The organism is Rhizobium sp. AG855, assembly GCF_003610655.1.
Classification (GTDB): Bacteria; Pseudomonadota; Alphaproteobacteria; order Rhizobiales; family Rhizobiaceae; genus Allorhizobium; species Allorhizobium wuzhouense.
Genome location: NZ_RAQG01000003.1, coordinates 2256095 through 2275514, shown reverse-complemented (window position 1 = coordinate 2275514; position 19420 = coordinate 2256095). Strand labels below are relative to the sequence as shown.

Below are 19420 nucleotides of genomic sequence, written 5' to 3'. Positions count from 1 at the left end.
GATACCACCCGATGTCGAAGCCCCGAGCGAAGATGACCAACAACTTTCCCGGCTGCCCGGTCGAAACGACGCTCAGCTTCCTCGACGGCAAATGGAAGGGTGTCATCCTCTATCACCTCGTGACCGATGGCACGCTGCGCTTCAGCGAGTTGCGTCGGCGCCTGCAGGCGGTGACCCAGCGCATGCTGACCAAGCAATTGCGTGAACTGGAAGAACAGGGGCTGGTGACGCGGACCGTCTATCCGGTTGTGCCGCCCCGGGTGGACTACGCGCTCACCCCTCTCGGCCTCAGCCTCAGGCCGGTGATCATGGTGCTGGAGCAGTGGGGCAGCAGCCATGTTGAATGCAAGGACGGCAAGCGCACGATGATAGAGCCTGAGGATGTCGCGGCGGAAGCCTCAGCCGCTTGACGCATTCTTATCGAGCGCCATCGAGACCAGGAAGATGGCAAGGCCAAAGGCCGAGAGCACGGCCCCGACATAGCCGGTTGCGCCATAACCGTAGCCTGCAGCAATCACCAGTCCGCCGAGCCAGGCGCCGAGCGCATTGGCGATGTTGAAGGCGGAGTGGATGGTGGCGGCCGCCAGCGTCTTCGCGTCAGCAGCCACATCCATGATCCGGGTCTGTACGGCCGGGCAGGCGGCAAAGCCGCAGCCCGTCAGGAAGACGCAGATGCACAGCATCACCGGATTGTGCGCGGTGAGAGAAAAGACGCTCATCAGAGCGATGTTGAAGCCGAGCATGCCGCCGATCGTGCCGTTCAGCGAGTAGTCGGCCATGCGGCTGCCGACGACATTGCCGACATTCATGCCGATGCCGAAGAGCGCCAGCACCACCGCGATCATGCTGGCCGGCAGTCCAGCGGTGTCGGTCACAGTCTTGGCGATGTAGCTGAAGATCGCGAACATGCCGCCAAAGCCGACGGCGGCGACAGCCATGGACAGCCACACCTGGACCCGGCCAAAGGCGGACAGTTCGCGCAGCATGCTGGCGCCTTCGACGACTTTGTCCTTCGGCAGGTAGATGGCAATCAGCGCCACCGCCAGCGCCCCGATGGCTGCAACCATCAGGAAGGCGGCGCGCCAGTCCATCAGCTGGCCGAGGAAGGTCGCGATCGGTGTGCCGATCAGGGTGGCGATGGTGAGGCCGAGCATGACGCGTCCGACGGCACGCACCCGGCGATGCGGCGGCGCCATGGACGAGGCAACAAGTGCTGCGACACCGAAATAGGCGCCGTGCGGAAGGCCGGTGATGAAGCGCAGCGCCGTGAAGCTGAGGAAGCCGGGTGCGATCGCGCTGGCGAAATTGCCGAGTGCGAAGATCCCCATCAGCAGGAGCAGAAGCGTCTTGCGCGGCAGCTTGGCGGCAAGGGCTGCAATGATGGGCGCACCCAGCACGACACCGAGTGCATAGGCCGAGATCACATGGCCGGCCTGGGGCACGCTGACGCCATAGGTGGTGGCGACTTCCGGCAGCAGTCCCATGATGACGAATTCGCCGGTGCCAATCCCGAAACCGCCGGCGGCGAGCGCAATCTCGATCAGCAGGATGGCCGTGGCGCTGAGGCTGCCAGACGGGTTGGGGAGGGTCTGCGGGCTGTCGAGCGTGGAACAGTCGGTCATGAAAACACCAGAGCGCGCCGAAAGCCACGGCGCAAAATCGCTTCGGGGAAGCCTTGATGGGAAAAACGGCGCAGGGCCGGACGAGGAATGAATTTGTTGTTTATCATGTCCATATGCGTCGCAGCAAAGGCTTTTACAGGCGCTTCTGTCATGAACCTCTCTTGAATTTGCCATGCTGACTGTCGATCTGTGGAACGGCAGAAACTTTTGATCAGGCCGCACGTTGTGACCCCGTTGGCCGGGGGCTGTGAAGGAATTCCATGAAGATCAAGGCGGTACTCAATCGCGACGGCGGGACCTTCAAGACCACCGACATGCAGGTCTATTGTGCGAGCGCCACGGAGGCCTTCGCCAGACAAGGCCACGAGCTCGATTGCGCGGTGGTGGCCGGTGACGAAATCGTCGAGGCGCTGCAGAAGGCGGTCGAGACCAAGGGCATCGATGCCGTACTGGCAGGCGGCGGAGACGGCACGATTTCGGCCGCAGCCGGCATTGCCTGGAAGGCCGGGCTACCGCTCGGCGTCGTACCGGCCGGCACGATGAACCTCTTTGCCCGCTCGCTGAAACTGCCGCTCGATATCTGGAAGGCGCTGGACGTGCTGGCGCAAGGAGAGGTGGCTGCGGTCGACATCGCCACGGCGAATGGCCGCCCTTTCGTGCATCAGTTCTCGGCCGGCCTGCATGCCCGCATGGTGCGCATGCGCAACCAGATGGATTTCGCCTCGCGCCTTGGCAAGATCAGGGCCAGCACCAGTGCCGCCTTCGGCGTCATGCTCGATCCGCCACGTTTCGAGGTCGTCTTCGATATCGACGGCGATGGACGCAGCGATGAGCGGCCTGTGTCGGCGATCTCCGTCTCCAACAATCCGCTCGGCAACAACTCGCTGTTCTTCGCCGACCGGGTCGACACCGGCAAACTCGGCGTCTATCTGGCCGCCCCGCTGGAGCCGACCGGGGTTGGGCTTTTGGCCTTCGATATCCTGCGCGGCAAGTTCAAGGAGAACGAGGCCGTGACGGCATCGACCGCAGAGAAGGTGCATCTGCATTTTCCCAAGCATCGCAAGGGCGCTGCCTGCGTGCTCGATGGCGAGTTGCTGCGCATGCCGGCGGATGTCGAGCTGAAGATCCATCCGGGCGAGTTGAAGGTGCTGGTGCCGCCACACCAGCCCGCCGGATAAACGAAAACGGCGGCCCTTCGTGGAGCCGCCGTCATTTTTGACCGAGCAATCGGCCGATTTCAGTGGCTGAAAGCCGCAGCGATCAGGTCGCGGGTATAATCCTCCTGCGGGCGATCGAAGATGGCCTCGGTGTCGCCCTGCTCGACGATCTTCCCGTTCTTCATCACGATCACATGGTCGGACATCGCCCGGATCACCGAAAGGTCGTGGCTGATGAAGACGTAAGACAGGCCATGTTTGTCCTGCAGATCGCGCAGAAGCTCGATCACCTGACGCTGAACCGAGCGGTCAAGCGCCGAAGTCGGCTCGTCGAGGATGACGACCTTTGGCTTCAAGATCATGGAGCGCGCAATCGCGATGCGCTGGCGCTGTCCACCCGAGAACTCGTGCGGATAGCGGTTACGCGCCGCCGGATCGAGGCCGACTTCCTTCAGCGCTGCAATGGCGCGTGCATCCCGCTCTGCGCGGCTGAGCTGCGGTTCGTGCACATAAAGGCCTTCGGTGATGATCTCGCCAACCGTCTGGCGGGGCGAGAGCGAGCCGTAGGGGTCCTGGAAGACGAGCTGCAACTGCTTGCGGAAGGGCCGCATGCCGGCGCGATCGAGACCCGAGATGTCGTTGGTTTCGAAGCGGAAGGCACCATCGGCCGTGAGCAGCTTCAGGAGTGCGCGACCGAGCGTCGACTTGCCCGAACCGGATTCCCCGACGATGCCGATGGTCTGCCCCTGACGCAGGCGCACGCTCACCTGGTCCACCGCCCGGAAGGTACGATTGGGACGCAGGAAACCGCCGCTGCCGATGTCGAAGTCGACGATGACGTTGCGGCCTTCCAGGACGACCGGCGCATCATCGGCCGGCGGTGCCTTCGTGCCCGTCGGCTCGGCCGCCAGCAGCATCTTGGTATAGTCGTGCTGCGCATTGCCGAAGATCGCGTCACGGCTGCCCTGTTCGACGATCTCGCCCTTGCGCATCACGACCACCCGGTCGGCGACGTGTTTGACCACGCCGAGATCGTGGGTGATGAGCACGATCGCCATGCCGAAGCGTTTCTGCAGGTCGGCGAGCAGCGTCAGGATCTGCGCCTGGATCGTGACGTCGAGCGCGGTGGTCGGCTCGTCGGCGATCAGCACGTCGGGCTCGTTCGCCAAGGCCATCGCGATCATCACGCGCTGCCGCTGGCCACCGGACATTTCATGCGGATAACTGTCGATGCGGCGTTCCGGGTCGGGAATGCCGACGAGCTTCAAGAGCTCCAGCACGCGGGCGCGCGCCGCACTCTTGCTCATGCCACGATGGTGGATCAGCGGTTCGGCGATCTGTCGACCGATCCGGTAGAGCGGGTCGAGCGAGGTCATTGGCTCCTGGAAGATCATGGTGATCTTCGAGCCGCGAACCTGATTGAGCGTCGAGAGCGGCTGGCCGACGAGGTTGGTGCCGCCATACATGGCCTCACCGGTAACGCTGCCGTTCTTGGCGAGCAGGCCCATGATGCCCATCATCGTCTGGCTCTTGCCCGAGCCGCTCTCGCCCACGATGGCGAGCGTCTCGCCCTTCTTCACGTCGAAGCTGATGCCCTTGACCGCTTCGACGGTGCCGTCGGGCGTCTGGAAGGTGACCTTGAGGTCGTTGACGGTGAGGACCGGTGTCATCTGGTTCATCTCCATCTCAGCGGTCCTTCGGGTCGAGCGCATCGCGCAGGCCGTCGCCGACGAAGTTGAGGGCAAACAGCGTCGCGACGAAGAAGATGGCCGGAAAGATCAAGAGCCAGGGTGCGCTCTGCATGTTCTTCGTGCCTTCCGAGATCAGCGTGCCCCAACTCGCGAGCGGCGCCTGCACGCCGAGCCCGAGGAAGGACAGGAAGCTCTCGGTCAGGATGACCTGCGGCACGACGACGGTGACGAAGACGATAACCGGACCGATCGTGTTCGGGATGATGTGCCGGCGGATGATCTGCCAGTCGGTCAGGCCGAGCGCCTCGGCCGCGCCGACGAATTCCCGGCGTTTGAGCGACAGCGTCTGGCCGCGCACGATGCGGGCCATTTCCAGCCATTGCACCGCCCCGATGACGACGAAGATCAGCACCACCGATCGTCCGAAGAAGACGACGAGCACGACGACGAGGAAGACGAAGGGCAGGGAATAGAGGATCTCGACGAAGCGCATCATGACGTTATCGATGCGCCCGCCGAGATAACCTGATGTCGCGCCGTAGATGACGCCGATGCCGAGCGAGACGAGGCTCGCCGCCAGACCCACGGCAATCGAGATCTGCCCGCCGAGCATGACGCGCACCAGAAGGTCACGGCCATTGGTATCCGTGCCGAAGGGGAAGGTGACCTGGTCGACCTTGCCGGTCACGGTCACCGACAGTCCGTCGGCGCTCGTCTCCTGGACCGTCGTTTCCTTGAATTCGTTGGTCCGGTCGAAATAACGGATCGTGCGCGGGTCGATTGGCTTCGATGCGGTGAGCACGGCGGTGAAGGTGCCGTCGGCAACCTCGAGGCTCTTCAGCTCGACGCGCGCCCGCTTGGCGATGCCTTCGGCGACCTGCTGCAGCGATTCCGGATCGGGCCGCGGCTCAAGGCTCGGCGGCACGGTGACATAGGACGCGAAGACCTGGTCATAGCTATGCGGCACGAAGAATGGGCCGGCAAACGAGAACAGCACGATGAGCACCAGCATGAAGCAGCCGCCCATGGCCGCCTTGTTGCGCTTGAAGCGCAGCATGGCGAGTTCGGTCAGGCTGCGACCGGCGACTTCGGCGGGGGCAATGCCCTGGGTGACGGATGTATCAGTCATTGCGGACCCTCGGATCGAGCAGGCCGTAGGCGATGTCGACCAGCAGGTTGAAGAAGATCACGAACACGGCGACGAGAATGACGGTGCCCATGACGAGGGGATAGTCGCGATTGAGTGCACCAAGCACGAAGTAGCGACCGACACCGGGAATGGTGAAGATGCTCTCGACGACGGCAGAGCCAGTGAGCAGGGCCGCAGCACATGGCGCGAGATAGGAGACGACCGGCAGCATGGCGCCGCGAAGCGCATGGGTGATGACGACGACGCGCGGCGGCAGTCCATAGGCACGCACGGTGCGGATATGGTCGGCGTTCAGCGCTTCGATCATGGAGCCGCGCGTCAGGCGCGCAAAGACAGCGAGCTGCGGAAGCGCCAGTGCCGTCATCGGCAGGATCAGGTTCTGGAAGCCGCCATTGCCCCAGCCTCCGGCCGGCAGCCAGGACAGCATGACGGCGAAGATCAGCGTCAGAACGGGGCCGACGACGAAGTTCGGCACCGTGACGCCGATGGTCGCGAAAGCCATCAGGCCGAAGTCCAGTACACTGTTCTGGCGCAGAGCCGCGATCGTGCCGAGGATGACGCCGCCGATCAGCGCGATCAGGATGGCGTAGAGGCCGAGTTCGACGGAATAGGGCAGGGCCTTGCCGATCAGCTCGGCGACCGTGTTGTCCTTGTAGATGAAGCTCGGGCCGAAATCGCCTCTGAAGGCATTGCCGAGATAGTTGAGGTACTGGCTCCAGAGCGGATCGTTGAGCCTGTAGGTTTCCATGACATTGGCCATGGTCTGCGGCGGGAGCGGACGTTCCAGGCTGAACGGACCACCAGGCGCGAAGCGCATCAGGAAGAACGAGATCGTCACGACGACGAACACGGTGGGCACGGCGCTCATGAGCCGGCGCAGGACGAATGAGATCATGGTGATAAAAGCCGACGCGCGACAGCCATCATGCTACCGCGCGCCGATCCCTTTTGTTCGTTATTCGGAAACGCTGAGGAACTTCGACAGGTGCTCGTTCACCGCATTGTCTTCCCAGCCGGAGACACGCGAGGAGACCAGCCACAGGTTGGCGGAGTTCATGAACGGGGCGATCGGCTGATCGTTGTTCAGGATCTCTTCGGCCTTCTTCAGAATTTCCATGCGCTTGGCCGGGTCCTGCTCGTCATAGGACTGCTTCATCAGCGCGTCGTATTCCTCGTTCTTGTACTTGCCGTAGTTGAACGTGGTGTTGGTGCTGGTGTTGAGCGCCAGGAAGTTTTCCGGATCGCCGTAGTCAGCCGACCAGGCGGCACGGGCGACGTTGAACTTGCCGCCTTCCTGCAGGTAGGCATAGTGCGAGGCCACGTCGAGGTTGACCAGCGAGACCTTGGCACCGAACGTGTTCTTCCACATGTCGGCGACGGCGGTTGCGACGCGCTCGTGGTTGGCATTGGTGTTGTAGCGGATCTCGATTTCGAGCGGCTTGCCGCCTTCACCGTAGCCTGCGGCCTTCATCAGCTCGACGGCCTTGTCTTCGCGGTCGATCTGCGACATCGAGGCAAAATCCGGAACCGGACCCTGGCCATAGCCCGGCATGCCCGGGGGAACGAGGTTGTAGGCAGGAAGCTGGGCGCCGGCGTAGATTTCCTGGGCGAGGAAGTCACGGTCGACGGCCATGGACAGCGCGCGACGGACGTTCACGTCGTTATAGGGCGGCTCGCGGTTGTCGAAGACATAGTAGTAGGTGGCGAGCGACGGGGTCACGTGGACCTGGTCGTTGTAGGTCTCGCGCAGGCGTTTGATCTGGTCCGCAGAGAAGTTGTAGACGAGGTCCATTTCCTTGGCTTCGAAGCGACGCACGGAAGCGGCATCGTCGTCGATCGGGTAGAAGATGACCTTGTCGAGCTTGACGTTGGCGGCATCCCAGTACTTGTCGTTCCTGACGACGGTCAGGGTGTCGTTCGGCACATGCGCTTCCAGCTTGAAGGCGCCGTTCGAAACCATGTTGCCCGGCTTGACGAACTGGTCGCCGAACTTCTCGAAGTTGGCCTTGCTGATCGGCAGCGCGGTGTAGTGGGCGAGAAGCTGCAGGAAGAACGGGGTCGGACGCTCGAGCGTGATTTCCACGGTCTTGGCATCGACGGCCTTGATGCCGAGCTGATCGACCGGAACTTCGCCCTTGTTCACCTTCTCGGCATTCTTGATTGGATAGAGAATGCCGGCATATTCGGCAGCGGTCTTCGGATCTTCCAGGCGGCGCATCGAGAAGACGAAGTCTTCGGCGGTCACCGGCGTTCCGTCGGACCAGTTGGCGTTATCGCGGATCTTAAACGTGTAGGTCAGATCGTCGTCGGATACCGTCCAGCTTTCGGCAGTACCCGGAACCACTTCACCCTTGGCGTTGAATATGGTCAGGCCTTCGAACATGTCGCGGACGACGAAGCCTTCGATGTCGATCGAGATATGGGCATAGTCGAGGGTCTGCGGCTCGCCGGCATTGCCGCGATGCAGAACGGCTTCGGCGAGCGCCTGGCTCGCACCGGTCAAAAGTGAGCCAAGGAGGAGCGCAGTGCCAAGCAGGCGGCGTGTCTGGATTGTCATTTTTTTCCCCTTTTACGTTTACGGAAACGGGAGAGAAGAGCATTCACTGGACGCTGGCAAGTCGATTTGTGCACGCTTACCCCAAATTTAAGGGATATTTGGCCCGAAGGCCTGTGATTTGGTTCGAAGATTTCACGCTGAAGGTTCAGGACGAAATAATATTAGCGCGCCATTTTCTCGTCAAAGTGCGACAGGCGGCGCCGATGCGCCGCCAGGCTCGGTCGAAGACGCGTTGGCGTCAGATCCGCGGCAGATAGGTCTGGTAGTCGAAGCTCGACACGGTGCGCAGATAGGCCATGGCTTCCTTGCGCTTGGTGTCGCCGTAAATGCGCTGATATTCGGCGCCGAAGATGTCCTTGATGAAGGTCGAGTTCCGGAACCGTTCGACTGACGTCAGGAAATCATAGGTCAGCATATCAGGGTTTTCGGGCGCGCTGTCCGGCGTCGTGACCGGACCCGGATCGAGGTCGTCCTCAAGCCCGAGCAGGATGCCGCCGAGGATGGCGGCGAGCAGCAGATGCGGATTGGCGTCCGCACCGGCGACCCGGTGTTCGATGCGGGCGGCGGGGCCGTCCTTGTCGGGGATGCGGATCGCGGTGCCGCGATTGCCAAAACCCCAGTCGATCTTGTCGGGCGCAAACGAGCCAGGCTGGAAGCGGCGATAGGAATTGGCAAAGGGCGCAAAGATCAGCTGCGCATCCTGCATGCTCTTCAGCATGCCGGCCGTGATCGACTTCAGCTTCACCGGATCGCCGCCCTTGGCATCGAGGATGTTGCGGCCGTCCTTGTCGATGATCGAGGCATGCACGTGCAGGCCCGAGCCGGCATGATCGCCATAGGGCTTGGCCATGCAGGTCGCCTTGAAACCGTGACGGCGAGCGGCGAAATCGACGACGCGCTTCAGATAGATGCAGTCGTCGGCTGCCGAAACCGCGTTCGGCTTGTGCAGGAGGTTGACCTCGAACTGGCCGGGGCCGAATTCGGCGGTCGTCGCATCGGCCGGAAGGCCCATGTGGTCGCAATATTCGCGCACCGTGTCGAGGAAGTCCTCCATCGCGGCGGTCGCGCGCATGTCATAGAGCTGATAGCCCTCGACCTCGCCGTTCATCACGAGCGCCTTCGGCGGCATGGGAACGCCGGTCTCGCGGAAGTCCGGCTCCATCACGTAAAATTCGAGTTCGGTGGCGACAACAGGCGTCAGGCCCTTGTCCTCGAAGCGCTTCAAGACATTGGCCAGGATCGCGCGCGGGCAGACGTAATGCGGCTGACCATCCAGCGTATGCATGGTGGCGAGCACCTGCTTGGAACCCTCAGGCCCCCAGGGAAGCGTCGTCAGCGAATTCTTGTCCGGCGTGCAGATGCCGTCGGGGTCGCCGAGCGTCAGCGAGATCTTGGTTATGTCGTCATTGTCGTCGCCCCAGATGTCGAGCGATTGCGTCGAGGCCGGCAGCCGCACCGTGTTCTTCCACACCTTGTCCTCGGCCTTCAGCGGGATCATCTTGCCGCGCAAGTCGCCATTCATGCCGACAAGCAGCACTTCGATGCGTGCGGAAGGGTCGGCTGCGGGGAGATCGGCGGCCTCGGGCGATGCGGTCATGGGAAACTCTCGTTGGCTTTTTTAAGGGCGGATTTGGCCGGAGGAACGCGGCAATCGGTGCCTTGCCAAACGCGTTTTGGGAGGTCATGTTCGTAGCCGATAATGTTCCGCCTTTCAATGCGGGGCAAGGCAGCTGCACGGACCATGTTTGGCCGGGAGCGCAGGTGCTTCCGCTCCGGTCAAGGATCCCGACCCATGAACAAGCCACTTTCCGCCGTTTCCAACCTCGGTGCCATCGACGCTGCTCATCACCTTCATCCGTTCTCGGACATGAAGAAGCTGAACGCGGCCGGGACCAAGATCATCAACCGGGCGGATGGCGTGCATATCTGGGATTCGAACGGCAAGCAGTATCTCGATGCCTTCGCCGGCCTCTGGTGTGTCAATGTCGGCTATGGCCGCAAGTCGATCGCCGATGCCGCCTATGCCCAGATGCAGGAACTGCCCTATTACAACACCTTCTTCGGTACCACGACGCCGCCGACCACGCTGCTCGCCCAGAAGATTGCCGAAAAGACCGGCCCGAAGCTCAACCGCGTCTTCTTCTCCAATTCCGGTTCGGAAGCCTCCGACACCTGGTTCCGCATGGCGCGCGTCTACTGGAAGGCGCTCGGTCACGAGACCAAGACGCAGGTGATTGCCCGCAAGAACGCCTATCACGGCTCGACGGTAGCCGGTGCCTCGCTCGGTGGCATGAAGTGGATGCACGAACAGGGCAACCTGCCGATCGAAGGCATTCACCACATCAACCAGCCCTACTGGTATGCCGAAGGCGGCGATCTCACCCCGGAAGACTTCGGCCTGAAGGTCGCCCGCGAACTGGAGGAAAAGATCCTCGAACTCGGCGAGGAGAATGTCGCAGCCTTCGTCGCCGAGCCAATCCAGGGGGCAGGCGGCGTCATCGTGCCGCCCTCGACCTACTGGCCAGAAATCAAGCGCATCTGCGCGAAATACCAGATCCTGCTCGTCGCCGACGAAGTCATCTCGGGCTTCGGTCGCCTCGGCACGTGGTTCGGCCATCAGTATTACGATTTCGAGCCGGACCTCGCGCCGATCGCCAAGGGCCTCTCCTCCGGCTACCTGCCGATCGGCGGCGTTCTCGTCTCCGACCGCGTGGCGGACGTCATGGTCAACGAGCTCGGCGATTTCTACCACGGCTACACCTATTCCGGTCACCCGGTGGCAGCGGCCGCAGCGCTTGAAAACATCCGCATCATCGAAGAGGAGGGCCTCGTCGAGCGCGTGCGTGATGATACCGGTCCGTATCTTGCCGCAGCGCTCGCCTCGCTCACCGACCACGAACTGGTCGGCGAAGCCGTCAGCGTCGGCCTGATGGGCGCCGTGCAGATCACCGCCGACAAGGCCACCCGCCGCCGCTTCAAGAAGCCCGACGACACCGGCACCGCCGTCCGCAATCAATGCGTCGATGCCGGCGTGGTGCTGCGCGCCACCGGCGACCGCATGCTCTTCTCGCCGCCACTGATCATCTCGCGCTCCGAGATCGACCAGGCTGTCGGCACCTTGCGCAATGGCCTCGACTGGCTGAAGGACAATCGCGGCGAGGGGTGATCACGCAAGCGCGTTGAGCCGGGCCTCTATAAAGCGGATTTCGTGCTGTTGGGAGGCAAAGGTGCGCGCCGTGCTGTAGCTGCGTCGCGCTTCCTCCATCCTGCCCAGCCGCCGCTGCAGGTCGGCGGCAACGCTGTAGGTTGCGTGATAGCGCTGCATGGCCGGATCGCCCAGCAACCTCTCGACCTCCGCCAGCCCCGCTTTTTCCCCCTCCACCTCGGCAAGCGCCACGGCGCGATTGAGGGCGACCACCGGGGAGGGGGCTGCCTGTTGCAGCAGGTCGTAGAGATGCAGGATGCGCGGCCAGTCGGTTTCGGCCATGGTTGCGGCTCGGGCATGGCATGCCGCGATTGCCGCCTGCAGGCCATAGGCGCCGATTTCGCCGGACTGCCTGATCCGCTCCAAAAGGACCTCCGCCTCGGCGATCATGGCCCGGTCCCAGAGGCTGCGGTCCTGATCCGCGAGAAGAACGATATGACCTTCGGGGTCCAGGCGTGTTTTGCTGCGAGAATGCTGGATGAGGATCAGCGCAAGCAGCCCCAGGCATTCGGGATCGGGCAGGAGGTCAACCAGCAGGCGGGCGAGATGGAGCGCCTCCTCTGAGAGCCGCTCGGCAGCGCCGGCGCGGGCGTGGCCCTCGTTGAACAGCAGGTAGACGACGCCCAGCACCGCCTCAAGCCGTTCGGGAAGGTCTTGCCGGTCCGGAACGATGTAGGCGATGCGCTGGGTCCGGATCCTCGCTTTGGCACGGACGATCCGCTGGGCGATCGTCGAGGGTAATGTCAGGAAGGCGCGGGAGATTTCCTCCGTGGTCAGCCCGCAGACTTCGCGCAGTGCCATGGCAATGCGGGCCTCTGCCGGAAGCGCCGGATGGCAGCAGGTGAAGACCAGCCGCAGCATGTCGTCCTCGATCGCCACGGGTTCCTCCTCTTGCGCCTGCTCGATCGCCGCCAGATAGGCTAGATCGTCCCGCTGCCTGTCGACGAGGGCGCGCCGCCTAAGCCGGTCGATCGTGCGGAAGCGTCCGGCCGAGATCAGCCAGGTCACCGGATTGTGCGGATAGCCTTTGACCGGCCAGTCGAGGGCGGCCTGCAGGAAGGCGTCGTGCAGCGCTTCCTCCGCAAGATCAAAACTGCCGAGCAGCCGAACGAGGGCAGCACGGATGCGCGGTGCCGATTGCCGGTAGGTCGCCTCGATCGTTTCGGAAACCGGATCGCTCAAAAGCCCTCCTCATTCTCCGGCGAGCACAAGCGTCCGCACCGGGCGGATCTCGACCGAACTGTGCTGCAGGGAGGGGATGCGAGAAGCGATCCGGATCGCCTCGTCGAGAGAGGCGGCTTCCAGCAGGTAAAAGCCGCCGATATGTTCGCGCGCTTCAGTGAAGGGACCATCGCTGACCGTCACGCCCTTGGCCGAGCGCCGGATGGTGACGGAACGATCGGGATCTTCAAGCGCTTCCGAGACAATGTGGTGCCCCGTCGCCGTGATCGCTTCGTCGAACGCGAAATGTTCTGCAACGATGCGCCGGTGATCGGCATCCGAGATCGCGGCGATATCCTGCGGGTCGGTGTGAATGAAGCAGACGAAGCGCATCAACGTCCCTCCAGGGGGAGAGCAGCCCCGCCGGCCGCATGGTCCGTCTCTGGACCGTCATGAACGGGAATGTCCGTAAGCGCCCTGACCTCGATGCTGCCATAGCGGGCGATCGGCACCCGGCTGGCGATCTGCACGGCCTCCGAGAGATCGCGCGTCTCCAGAAGCAGGAAACCGCCGAGATGTTCGCGGGTTTCGGCAAAGGGACCGTCGGTGGTCGACAACTCGCCGTTCCGGACCCGGAGCGTCAGCCCCGTCTCTGGCGCTGCGAGCGGCGAGGCCAGCACGAGGTGTCCCCGCTCGGCAAGCTCTCTGTCATAGGCGAGCGACTGGCGGTCGAGCGTGCGGCGCTCGGCCTCGCTCAAGGCTTGCATCACGGTTTCATCGAGCCAGACCTGGCATAGAAATTTCATCGTCCCCTCCATTCCCTTGGGCGATCCTAACGCAGACATTGGCCCTAGTCGAAGCCAGGGCCGGCAAATCGACAGGCAGGCAGGACGATGGAAAAATAAATTTGGACTGTCGAATGGCGGCTGTTGGGTCCGACCAGTGTCAAAACCACGACGGAGGACACGACATGCACATTCTCGACGCCGCCCTGGTCCATGCGCTGGCCGAGGCCACGCAGATAGGAGCCGAAAAACACACGCAACGCAGGCGGGATCCGGGCATCCCGCCAACGGCTGAACTGAGCGCGATCGAGCCGGTCAAGGCTCACACGGCGGACAAATCGCAAAAGGGCTGGCGTCGATGGTTCGAGCGCCAACGCCTGAAGGTCATGGCATGAACTGCCCGCCATTCACGTCGATCGTCTGGCCGGTGATGTAACCGGACAGCATCTCCGAGGCGAGGAAGAGATAGGCGCCGACGCAGTCCTGCGGCGTGCCCGTGCGCTTCAACGGGACGCTGCCGGCCACTTGGTCGAGCTGGCCGGGCAGCGCATATTTGTCCTGGAAGGGCGTGGTGATGACGCCCGGCGCCACCGCATTGACCCGGACATGGTATTTGCCGAATTCGAGCGCCATGCCCTTGGTGACGGCGGCGACAAAGGCTTTCGACGAGCCGTATACGCCGGAGCCTGCCGTGCCGCCGGTGCGGGCGGCGACCGAGGTGGTATTGATGACGAAACCGCCCCGGATTTTCAGATGCGCAATCGCCGCCTGCGTGGTGGAGAGCACCGAGCGGGCATTCACATCCATCACCTTGTCATATTGCGCATCCGTCATGTCCTCGTAGAGCACGCGTGCGATCATGCTGCCGGCATTGTTGATCACGCCATCGAGCCGGCCGAAGGTCTTGGCGACATGGGCGACGGCCCCGGCCATGTCTTCCGAGGAGGCGGCATCCGCCTTGACCAGCACGACACTGCCGCCGGCTGCCTCGATCTCACGGGCGATCGAATGGGCCGCCTCGCTGTTGGAATTGTAATGCAGGCCGACCAGCGCGCCCTGAGCGGCAAAAGCCCGGGCCAGCGCCTCGCCGATGCCGCTCGATGCGCCGGTAATGAGAACGGCCTTGCCGGCAAGATCAGGGATGGTGAGCGTGGTCATGGTGATGTCCTCCTGTTGTCGGACAAGTTTAGACCGCTCCCGCCGCGATTTGGCAAGACGTGTTGATCGTGTCGACCGACCGTGTTCGAGAGCGCCTCAGGCGAAAACATGACCGCCTGGATTTGGTCATGTTCGACAGGCCCCCCGAGGATAAACAGAACCTCGGGGCGCGGTCTTTTTAAGCCGCAGGCGCGGTTGGCTGTTTCCGGACATATTTCACATAGGCCCAAACGAGTGCGGCGACGCCCACAAGCAGTCCAATCGACAGCAGAGGCCGCACGGCAAACCAGCCAATGGCAATGACGGTCACGCCGATGGCCAGCGCCAGGATGAAGGAGACGAGCCCCGTCCCGAAGCCAATCAGCGAGCCGACGAAGGGGATGACGTCACCGATCACGCTGAAGATCCTGAAGATGAGGGCAAAGCCGACGAACAGCCCGAAAATGCCCGCAACGCGGATGACCCAGGTCAGAACAACGTTTTCGGCCTGGCTGTCGGCGAACATCTTCGTCGCGGGTTGACGACCTGCTTCCAACAGGAACAGGGTGTAGCCATTCTGCGTGGTATATTCCGCCAGGCGATCGCCGTGTTGCATGGCGACGACGCTGACTTCCGGCAGAAGGATCTTCTCAAAGCGAACCTTGGTGTCGCCGACCTCGGGTGCCTTTTCATTCGCGCCGAAATAGAGCGCCTGCATCACGGCACGGCCTTCGCCGGGATAGCCCAGGGCTTCGGAGGCTTGCGCTGCGGTTTCATCGGTGATCGGCAGGGTTTCACGCGCGCCAACCGAGGCGATCTGCGCGCCCGTCACGCTAAAGGCACCCAGCTGTGCCTTGTCCACCAGGGTTTCCGACGATTGCAGCCAGAATTCCGGGTTTTCGTGGCCGGCCGTTTCCTGGAATTTCGAGGAATCCTGGGCTTTTTCGCTCCATTCCTTGGAATAGCTATAGGTGGTCACGGTTTCTTCGCCGCCGCCGAGCTTCTTCTCGGTCTTGCTGCTTTTCTCCTCGACCCATTGATACATCTCGACCTTACGCTCCAGGCCGATGACCCCGGAGGCGGTGATACCCGTGTCGGCATCGACAACGTCCGAGGCGGGTTTCACATCGCTTTCGATATGAACAAGCTTGCCATCAAGAGCCGGGTCGATCCGCGATGCATCGGCTGTGACGACGATCGACTGACCTTCCACCAGCGATTTATAGGTCGCAACCGACCGGCCTTCGTTCCAGAACAGCGCGACAATCGCCACGATGAGGAGAACCAGTCCAACCAATGCACCCGTCAGAGCCCCGCCGAGACGTGAGAACCAAGATGTCGATGTCTTCGTCACCACATTCATGGCAACCCCCATTGTTTAGTGCCATTGTTTATCAACACGGCTTTCTAGCAACTTCCGTTGACAGGGGAAGAGAACATCTTTGGGGGATCCAGCCAGGATGGAGATATATTGGGCTGGCGCCTCCGCCATGATGCAGCCCCCGGATGGGGACTGCTCAAGGTGCAGCCTTTTCTGACTTTCCGACATGCGTCGGGAGGGATCAGGCAGCTTTCCACTCGAAGGGTAGGGGCGCTTCGCGAAAGGCAAAGCGGTCGAGATGGCTCGAGACCACAGCCTTCATCCGCTCCAGCACATCCGCCGAGCTTGCCTCGATTTCGACCGTGAGAGCCTTGGCGTCGCTCGTCATGACGGCGGTAGCCTCGGCGAACTTGACGACTCCCTTCTGGTCGCCCAGATCGACCTCCAGCTTGTGGGCCCAGTGTTTGCAGAGCTGCTGGACATATTTCCAGCCGCTTTCGGTCGGAACGACCGCGATCGTTTTTGCCATGATCAGAGCCTTTCGATCTTGCCGACCGCCTCGTCGAGAATGCGGGCGACTTCCAGCTGAGTTTCACGTGTCGTGCCATCGCGCGACAGGCAGTCGTGAAGGGCCTGTTTCAGGTTGCCCATGGCGCGACGAACCGGGCCGGCATCGGTGCGTTCGCTGACCTTGGCGAGTGCCGTCAGGCGGCCGATTGCCACCGCGACTTCATCGGCGCGTTCTGCGAGATGGGCGCGGCCGGCCTCGGTGATGGCGAGCAGCTTGCGCGGGCCTTCGCTCGCCTGCTCGTCCGCCAATCCCATGTCGAGCAGCAGCGTCATGGTCGGGTAGACCACGCCGGGCGAAGGCGCATAGGCGCCACCGGAAAGCGTTTCGATCTCGCGGATCAGGTCATAGCCATGACGCGGCTGGTCGCCGATCAGCTTCAACAGCACGAGCCGAAGCTCACCGCCGTCGAACATGCGGCGGCGTTCGCCGCGTCCGCGCGGGCCGTGGCCCATGGGGCCGCCAAACGGGCCGCCCCGCATGGCCATGGCCATCAAATGCCGGAAGCCACGATCATGTCCGCCTTCACAAGAGTGATGTCTCATTTCAGAATTCCTTAAATCTGTTTAGGTGACTCTAAGATATATCTTAAACGGATCTTTGCAAGAGCTGTGGTGAATTTTCCTGCGGAGGGGTTGGCTTGGACTTCGTCCGTCGCGCGCCTATCATCGAGCGAGAGACTCACAGGATATCTGCGGAGACTGGAATGTCAGAGCATCGCCATGACTATCGGCTGACCATTACATGGGAGGGCGATCGCGGCTCGGGGACCTCGTCCTATCGTGCCTATGGGCGCGATCACCGGATTTCTGCGCCCGGCAAGTCCGATATTCTGGCGTCCGCCGATCCGCATTTTCTCGGCGATCCCGCCCGCTGGAACCCGGAGGAACTGCTGCTCGCCTCGGTCAGCGCCTGTCACAAGCTCTGGTACCTGCATTTCTGCGCGGTCTCCGGCGTCATCGTCACGGCCTATGAAGACCATGCCGAGGGCACGATGCAGATGGACGAAAGCGGAGGCGGTCGCTTCACGGAAATCCTGCTGAGACCCCGCGTGACGATCAAGGCCGGGACTTATCCGCAACTCGCGCTGGAACTCCATGGCGACGCGCATGAAAAATGCTTCATCGCCAATTCGGTGAATTTTCCCGTGCGCTGTCAGGCGGAGATCGTCGAGGCCTGACAGGTGAGGGCGGGGCCGGTCGTGCCCGACGGAAGCTCTCCCTCCGACCACCGATATCGTCATGCAACCGGAAGACCTGCGAGGAGACCTGATGGTGCAATTGCAGACGGCGAACCTGAACCTCGCTCCTTGTCGCTTGTGTGACGCCGCTGATTTCATCGCGCTTGAACGCGACCCGGAAGTGATGCGTTTTCTGAACGGCGGCGCGGTCGATCACGAGAAGATCGACCCGGAGCAAGCGCCGTTCCTCATGCCGAGAGGCACGGAACCCTATGTGTGGACCGCACGCGGGACGGTCGACGGCGCGTTTGTCGGATGGTTCTGCCTATTTCCGGAAACGGATATGATCGCCGAGATCGGCTATCGCCTGCGCCGAGCGTGCTGGGGCCAGGGACTGGCGCCTGAAGGCGCCTCGGCGCTTGTCACATGGGGCTTCACCAGCGGTGGCTACGAAAGGATCGTGGCAACCACGATGGCCGTGAACCACGGTTCGCGACGGGTGATGGAAAAAATCGGCATGAAACAGACGCGCACGGAGTTTGCCGATTTTCCCGATCCCATCCCGGGTTCCGAACACGGCGATGTCTGGTACGAGTTGACGCGCGGCGAATTTCTGGAGCGCTACGTGACGAACGGGTGTTCTGCCGGCTGCATCAGCTTCCGGCGCATTTGATACGCTCTTGATCTGGCTCAAGGAGAAACCAGCGCGCTGCAGTAAAGTGCTACCGAAAGGAGAAACCGATGATCAGGCGCGATGTCCTTATCGGGGCCGGGGCGGTACTGCTGGCGGGTGGAGCGGGAGCCTATGGCTGGCGCTCGGCAGTCGGAGCGATGGCAGATTATGATCGCTATATTGCCGACACGCGCAGGCCTTTGTCGGTCGATGCCGATTCGATCGATCTAGTCCGCTATGCGACATTGGCCGCCAACGGCCACAACACCCAGCCTTGGCGCTTTCGAGTAACCGATAGTGGCATCGCCATCCGTGCCGATCATTCTCGGGCGACCCCTGCGGTCGATCCGGACGACCATCATCTTTTCGTCAGCCTCGGCTGCGCCACCGAGAACCTGGCCCTCGCTGCGACGGCGGCAGGGCTGCCCGGCGAGGCCGAGGTCAATGCTGAAGGCGGGATCGAGTTTCGCTGGGCGACTGGCAGATCTTTGCAAGATCCGCTGTTTGCGGCCATTCCACACAGACAATCGACCCGTGCTGCCTATGATGGCCAGCCAGTGTCCGCAGCGATCATTGAGGGTTTGAGAAACGCTGCGGAAATCCCCGGTGTCCGGCTGGTGATCGTCACCGAACGCGGTCCGCTCGACCGGCTGCGCGATCTCGTGATCGCTGGCAATGAGCAACAGATGGGTGACCCGGCCTTCATTGCCGAGCTCAAGTACTGGTTGCGCTTCAATCCGCGTGCTGCGATGGAGAGCGGTGACGGCTTGTTTTCGGCATCGAGCGGCAATCCCCTGCTGCCAGGCTTTCTCGGCGGGGCCGCCTTCGACGCCTTTTTCACCGCCGCTGCCGAAAACGACAAATATGCCCGCCATCTCGACAGCTCTGCTGGCATTGCCGTCTTTCTCGGCGAGAGCGAGGACAGGCAGCACTGGGTGGCGGTCGGGCGGGCCTGCCAGCGCTTTGCGCTCGCCGCAACCCGCGCCGGTCTCAAAACGGCCTTCATAAACCAGCCGGTTGAGGTCGAGGCCTTACGGTCGCAACTGTCGAGCCTGATCGGCGAGCCGGGCCTGCGCCCAGACATCATGATGCGCTTCGGCCATGGAGCCGATCTGCCCTATTCTCCGCGCCGCCCCGTGGCCGCTGTTCTGGATCAGGCATAGTTAAGCTCCGGAGCCGATCAGGCTCGGGTCCGACCGATGGCGTTGCGACT

21 protein-coding genes are annotated in these 19420 nt (G+C 62.5%); 7 read left to right on the top strand and 14 right to left on the bottom strand.

The window, feature by feature from the left end:
- The first annotated feature begins 11 nt into the window (after window positions 1-11).
- Entirely contained in the window at window positions 12-410 is a 399-nt protein-coding gene (locus DFO46_RS11210; RefSeq protein WP_110789293.1) for a helix-turn-helix domain-containing protein, read from the top strand.
- On the opposite strand, the gene DFO46_RS11205 is transcribed toward DFO46_RS11210, so the two are convergent.
- Both DFO46_RS11205 and DFO46_RS23900 read right to left on the bottom strand, forming a co-directional pair.
- On the bottom strand, window positions 399-1622 hold the full coding sequence (locus DFO46_RS11205; protein ID WP_120277325.1) for an MFS transporter: 1224 nt from the start codon (window positions 1620-1622) through the stop codon (window positions 399-401). The two genes, DFO46_RS11210 and DFO46_RS11205, sit on opposite strands and share 12 nt — an antisense overlap.
- The gene (locus DFO46_RS23900) at window positions 1619-1774 is read right to left on the bottom strand and encodes a hypothetical protein (RefSeq protein ID WP_183041877.1); all 156 of its coding nucleotides are present in this window, start codon (window positions 1772-1774) and stop codon (window positions 1619-1621) included. The genes DFO46_RS11205 and DFO46_RS23900 overlap by 4 nt, the downstream gene beginning before the upstream one ends.
- Before the next feature lie 108 nt (window positions 1775-1882).
- On the opposite strand from DFO46_RS23900, the gene DFO46_RS11200 reads away from it, so the two are divergent.
- Entirely contained in the window at window positions 1883-2800 is a 918-nt protein-coding gene (locus DFO46_RS11200) for a diacylglycerol kinase family protein (RefSeq protein ID WP_120277324.1), read from the top strand.
- A gap of 59 nt (window positions 2801-2859) precedes the next feature.
- Here the strand turns inward: DFO46_RS11200 and DFO46_RS11195 are convergent, their stop codons facing one another.
- The 5 genes from DFO46_RS11195 to DFO46_RS11175 all read right to left on the bottom strand — a co-directional run bounded on the left by DFO46_RS11195 (window position 2860) and on the right by DFO46_RS11175 (window position 9774).
- Window positions 2860-4449 (bottom strand): ABC transporter ATP-binding protein, encoded by a 1590-nt coding sequence (locus DFO46_RS11195; protein ID WP_183041933.1) that lies wholly within the window; start codon window positions 4447-4449, stop codon window positions 2860-2862.
- Window positions 4450-4465: 16 nt separating this feature from the next.
- Window positions 4466-5599 carry an ABC transporter permease subunit gene (locus DFO46_RS11190; RefSeq protein ID WP_110789290.1) on the bottom strand — a complete coding sequence of 378 codons (1134 nt, stop codon included), beginning with the start codon at window positions 5597-5599 and terminating at the stop codon, window positions 4466-4468.
- Window positions 5592-6515, bottom strand: a complete 924-nt coding sequence (gene oppB, locus DFO46_RS11185; RefSeq protein ID WP_110789289.1) for an oligopeptide ABC transporter permease OppB — start codon at window positions 6513-6515, stop codon at window positions 5592-5594. Before oppB ends, DFO46_RS11190 begins: the two co-directional genes overlap by 8 nt.
- 60 nt (window positions 6516-6575) lie before the next feature.
- Window positions 6576-8177 carry a peptide ABC transporter substrate-binding protein gene (locus DFO46_RS11180; protein WP_120277323.1) on the bottom strand — a complete coding sequence of 534 codons (1602 nt, stop codon included), beginning with the start codon at window positions 8175-8177 and terminating at the stop codon, window positions 6576-6578.
- Window positions 8178-8415: 238 nt separating this feature from the next.
- The gene (locus tag DFO46_RS11175) at window positions 8416-9774 is read right to left on the bottom strand and encodes a glutamine synthetase family protein (RefSeq protein ID WP_120277322.1); all 1359 of its coding nucleotides are present in this window, start codon (window positions 9772-9774) and stop codon (window positions 8416-8418) included.
- 195 nt (window positions 9775-9969) lie between these two features.
- Here DFO46_RS11175 and DFO46_RS11170 point away from each other — a divergent pair, with 195 nt between their 5' ends.
- Complete coding sequence (locus DFO46_RS11170; protein ID WP_120277321.1) at window positions 9970-11343, top strand: aspartate aminotransferase family protein; 1374 nt, start codon at window positions 9970-9972, stop codon at window positions 11341-11343.
- Here the strand turns inward: DFO46_RS11170 and DFO46_RS11165 are convergent, their stop codons facing one another.
- The 3 genes from DFO46_RS11165 to DFO46_RS11155 are packed head-to-tail and all read right to left on the bottom strand — an operon-like array spanning window position 11344 to window position 13349.
- Window positions 11344-12564, bottom strand: coding sequence for an RNA polymerase sigma factor (locus tag DFO46_RS11165; RefSeq protein WP_210210624.1), 1221 nt, complete (start codon window positions 12562-12564; stop codon window positions 11344-11346). It abuts the gene before it with no gap.
- 9 nt (window positions 12565-12573) lie between these two features.
- On the bottom strand, window positions 12574-12936 hold the full coding sequence (locus DFO46_RS11160; RefSeq protein ID WP_120277320.1) for a YciI family protein: 363 nt from the start codon (window positions 12934-12936) through the stop codon (window positions 12574-12576).
- The gene (locus DFO46_RS11155) at window positions 12936-13349 is read right to left on the bottom strand and encodes a YciI family protein (RefSeq protein WP_120277319.1); all 414 of its coding nucleotides are present in this window, start codon (window positions 13347-13349) and stop codon (window positions 12936-12938) included. Before DFO46_RS11155 ends, DFO46_RS11160 begins: the two co-directional genes overlap by 1 nt.
- A 164-nt stretch (window positions 13350-13513) precedes the next feature.
- On the opposite strand from DFO46_RS11155, the gene DFO46_RS23760 reads away from it, so the two are divergent.
- On the top strand, window positions 13514-13723 hold the full coding sequence (locus DFO46_RS23760; RefSeq protein WP_147412753.1) for a hypothetical protein: 210 nt from the start codon (window positions 13514-13516) through the stop codon (window positions 13721-13723).
- On the opposite strand, the gene DFO46_RS11145 is transcribed toward DFO46_RS23760, so the two are convergent.
- The 4 genes from DFO46_RS11145 to DFO46_RS11130 form a co-directional block, all read right to left on the bottom strand.
- Complete coding sequence (locus tag DFO46_RS11145; RefSeq protein ID WP_120277317.1) at window positions 13713-14486, bottom strand: SDR family NAD(P)-dependent oxidoreductase; 774 nt, start codon at window positions 14484-14486, stop codon at window positions 13713-13715. The two genes, DFO46_RS23760 and DFO46_RS11145, sit on opposite strands and share 11 nt — an antisense overlap.
- A gap of 178 nt (window positions 14487-14664) precedes the next feature.
- Window positions 14665-15828 carry a TMEM43 family protein gene (locus tag DFO46_RS11140; RefSeq protein WP_183041876.1) on the bottom strand — a complete coding sequence of 388 codons (1164 nt, stop codon included), beginning with the start codon at window positions 15826-15828 and terminating at the stop codon, window positions 14665-14667.
- Between the two features lie 199 nt (window positions 15829-16027).
- Window positions 16028-16315, bottom strand: coding sequence for a DUF2218 domain-containing protein (locus DFO46_RS11135; RefSeq protein ID WP_120277315.1), 288 nt, complete (start codon window positions 16313-16315; stop codon window positions 16028-16030).
- Between the two features lie 2 nt (window positions 16316-16317).
- Window positions 16318-16899 (bottom strand): PadR family transcriptional regulator, encoded by a 582-nt coding sequence (locus DFO46_RS11130; protein WP_110789279.1) that lies wholly within the window; start codon window positions 16897-16899, stop codon window positions 16318-16320.
- A gap of 161 nt (window positions 16900-17060) precedes the next feature.
- Between DFO46_RS11130 and DFO46_RS11125 the strand changes: the two genes are divergently transcribed.
- The 3 genes from DFO46_RS11125 to DFO46_RS11115 all read left to right on the top strand — a co-directional run bounded on the left by DFO46_RS11125 (window position 17061) and on the right by DFO46_RS11115 (window position 19370).
- Window positions 17061-17534 carry an OsmC family protein gene (locus DFO46_RS11125; protein WP_120277314.1) on the top strand — a complete coding sequence of 158 codons (474 nt, stop codon included), beginning with the start codon at window positions 17061-17063 and terminating at the stop codon, window positions 17532-17534.
- Window positions 17535-17625: 91 nt separating this feature from the next.
- A complete protein-coding gene (locus tag DFO46_RS11120) occupies window positions 17626-18207 on the top strand; it encodes a GNAT family N-acetyltransferase (RefSeq protein WP_120277313.1) in 582 nt (193 codons plus the stop codon).
- 68 nt (window positions 18208-18275) lie between these two features.
- Window positions 18276-19370 (top strand): nitroreductase family protein, encoded by a 1095-nt coding sequence (locus DFO46_RS11115; RefSeq protein ID WP_120277312.1) that lies wholly within the window; start codon window positions 18276-18278, stop codon window positions 19368-19370.
- Window positions 19371-19420: the final 50 nt, after the last annotated feature.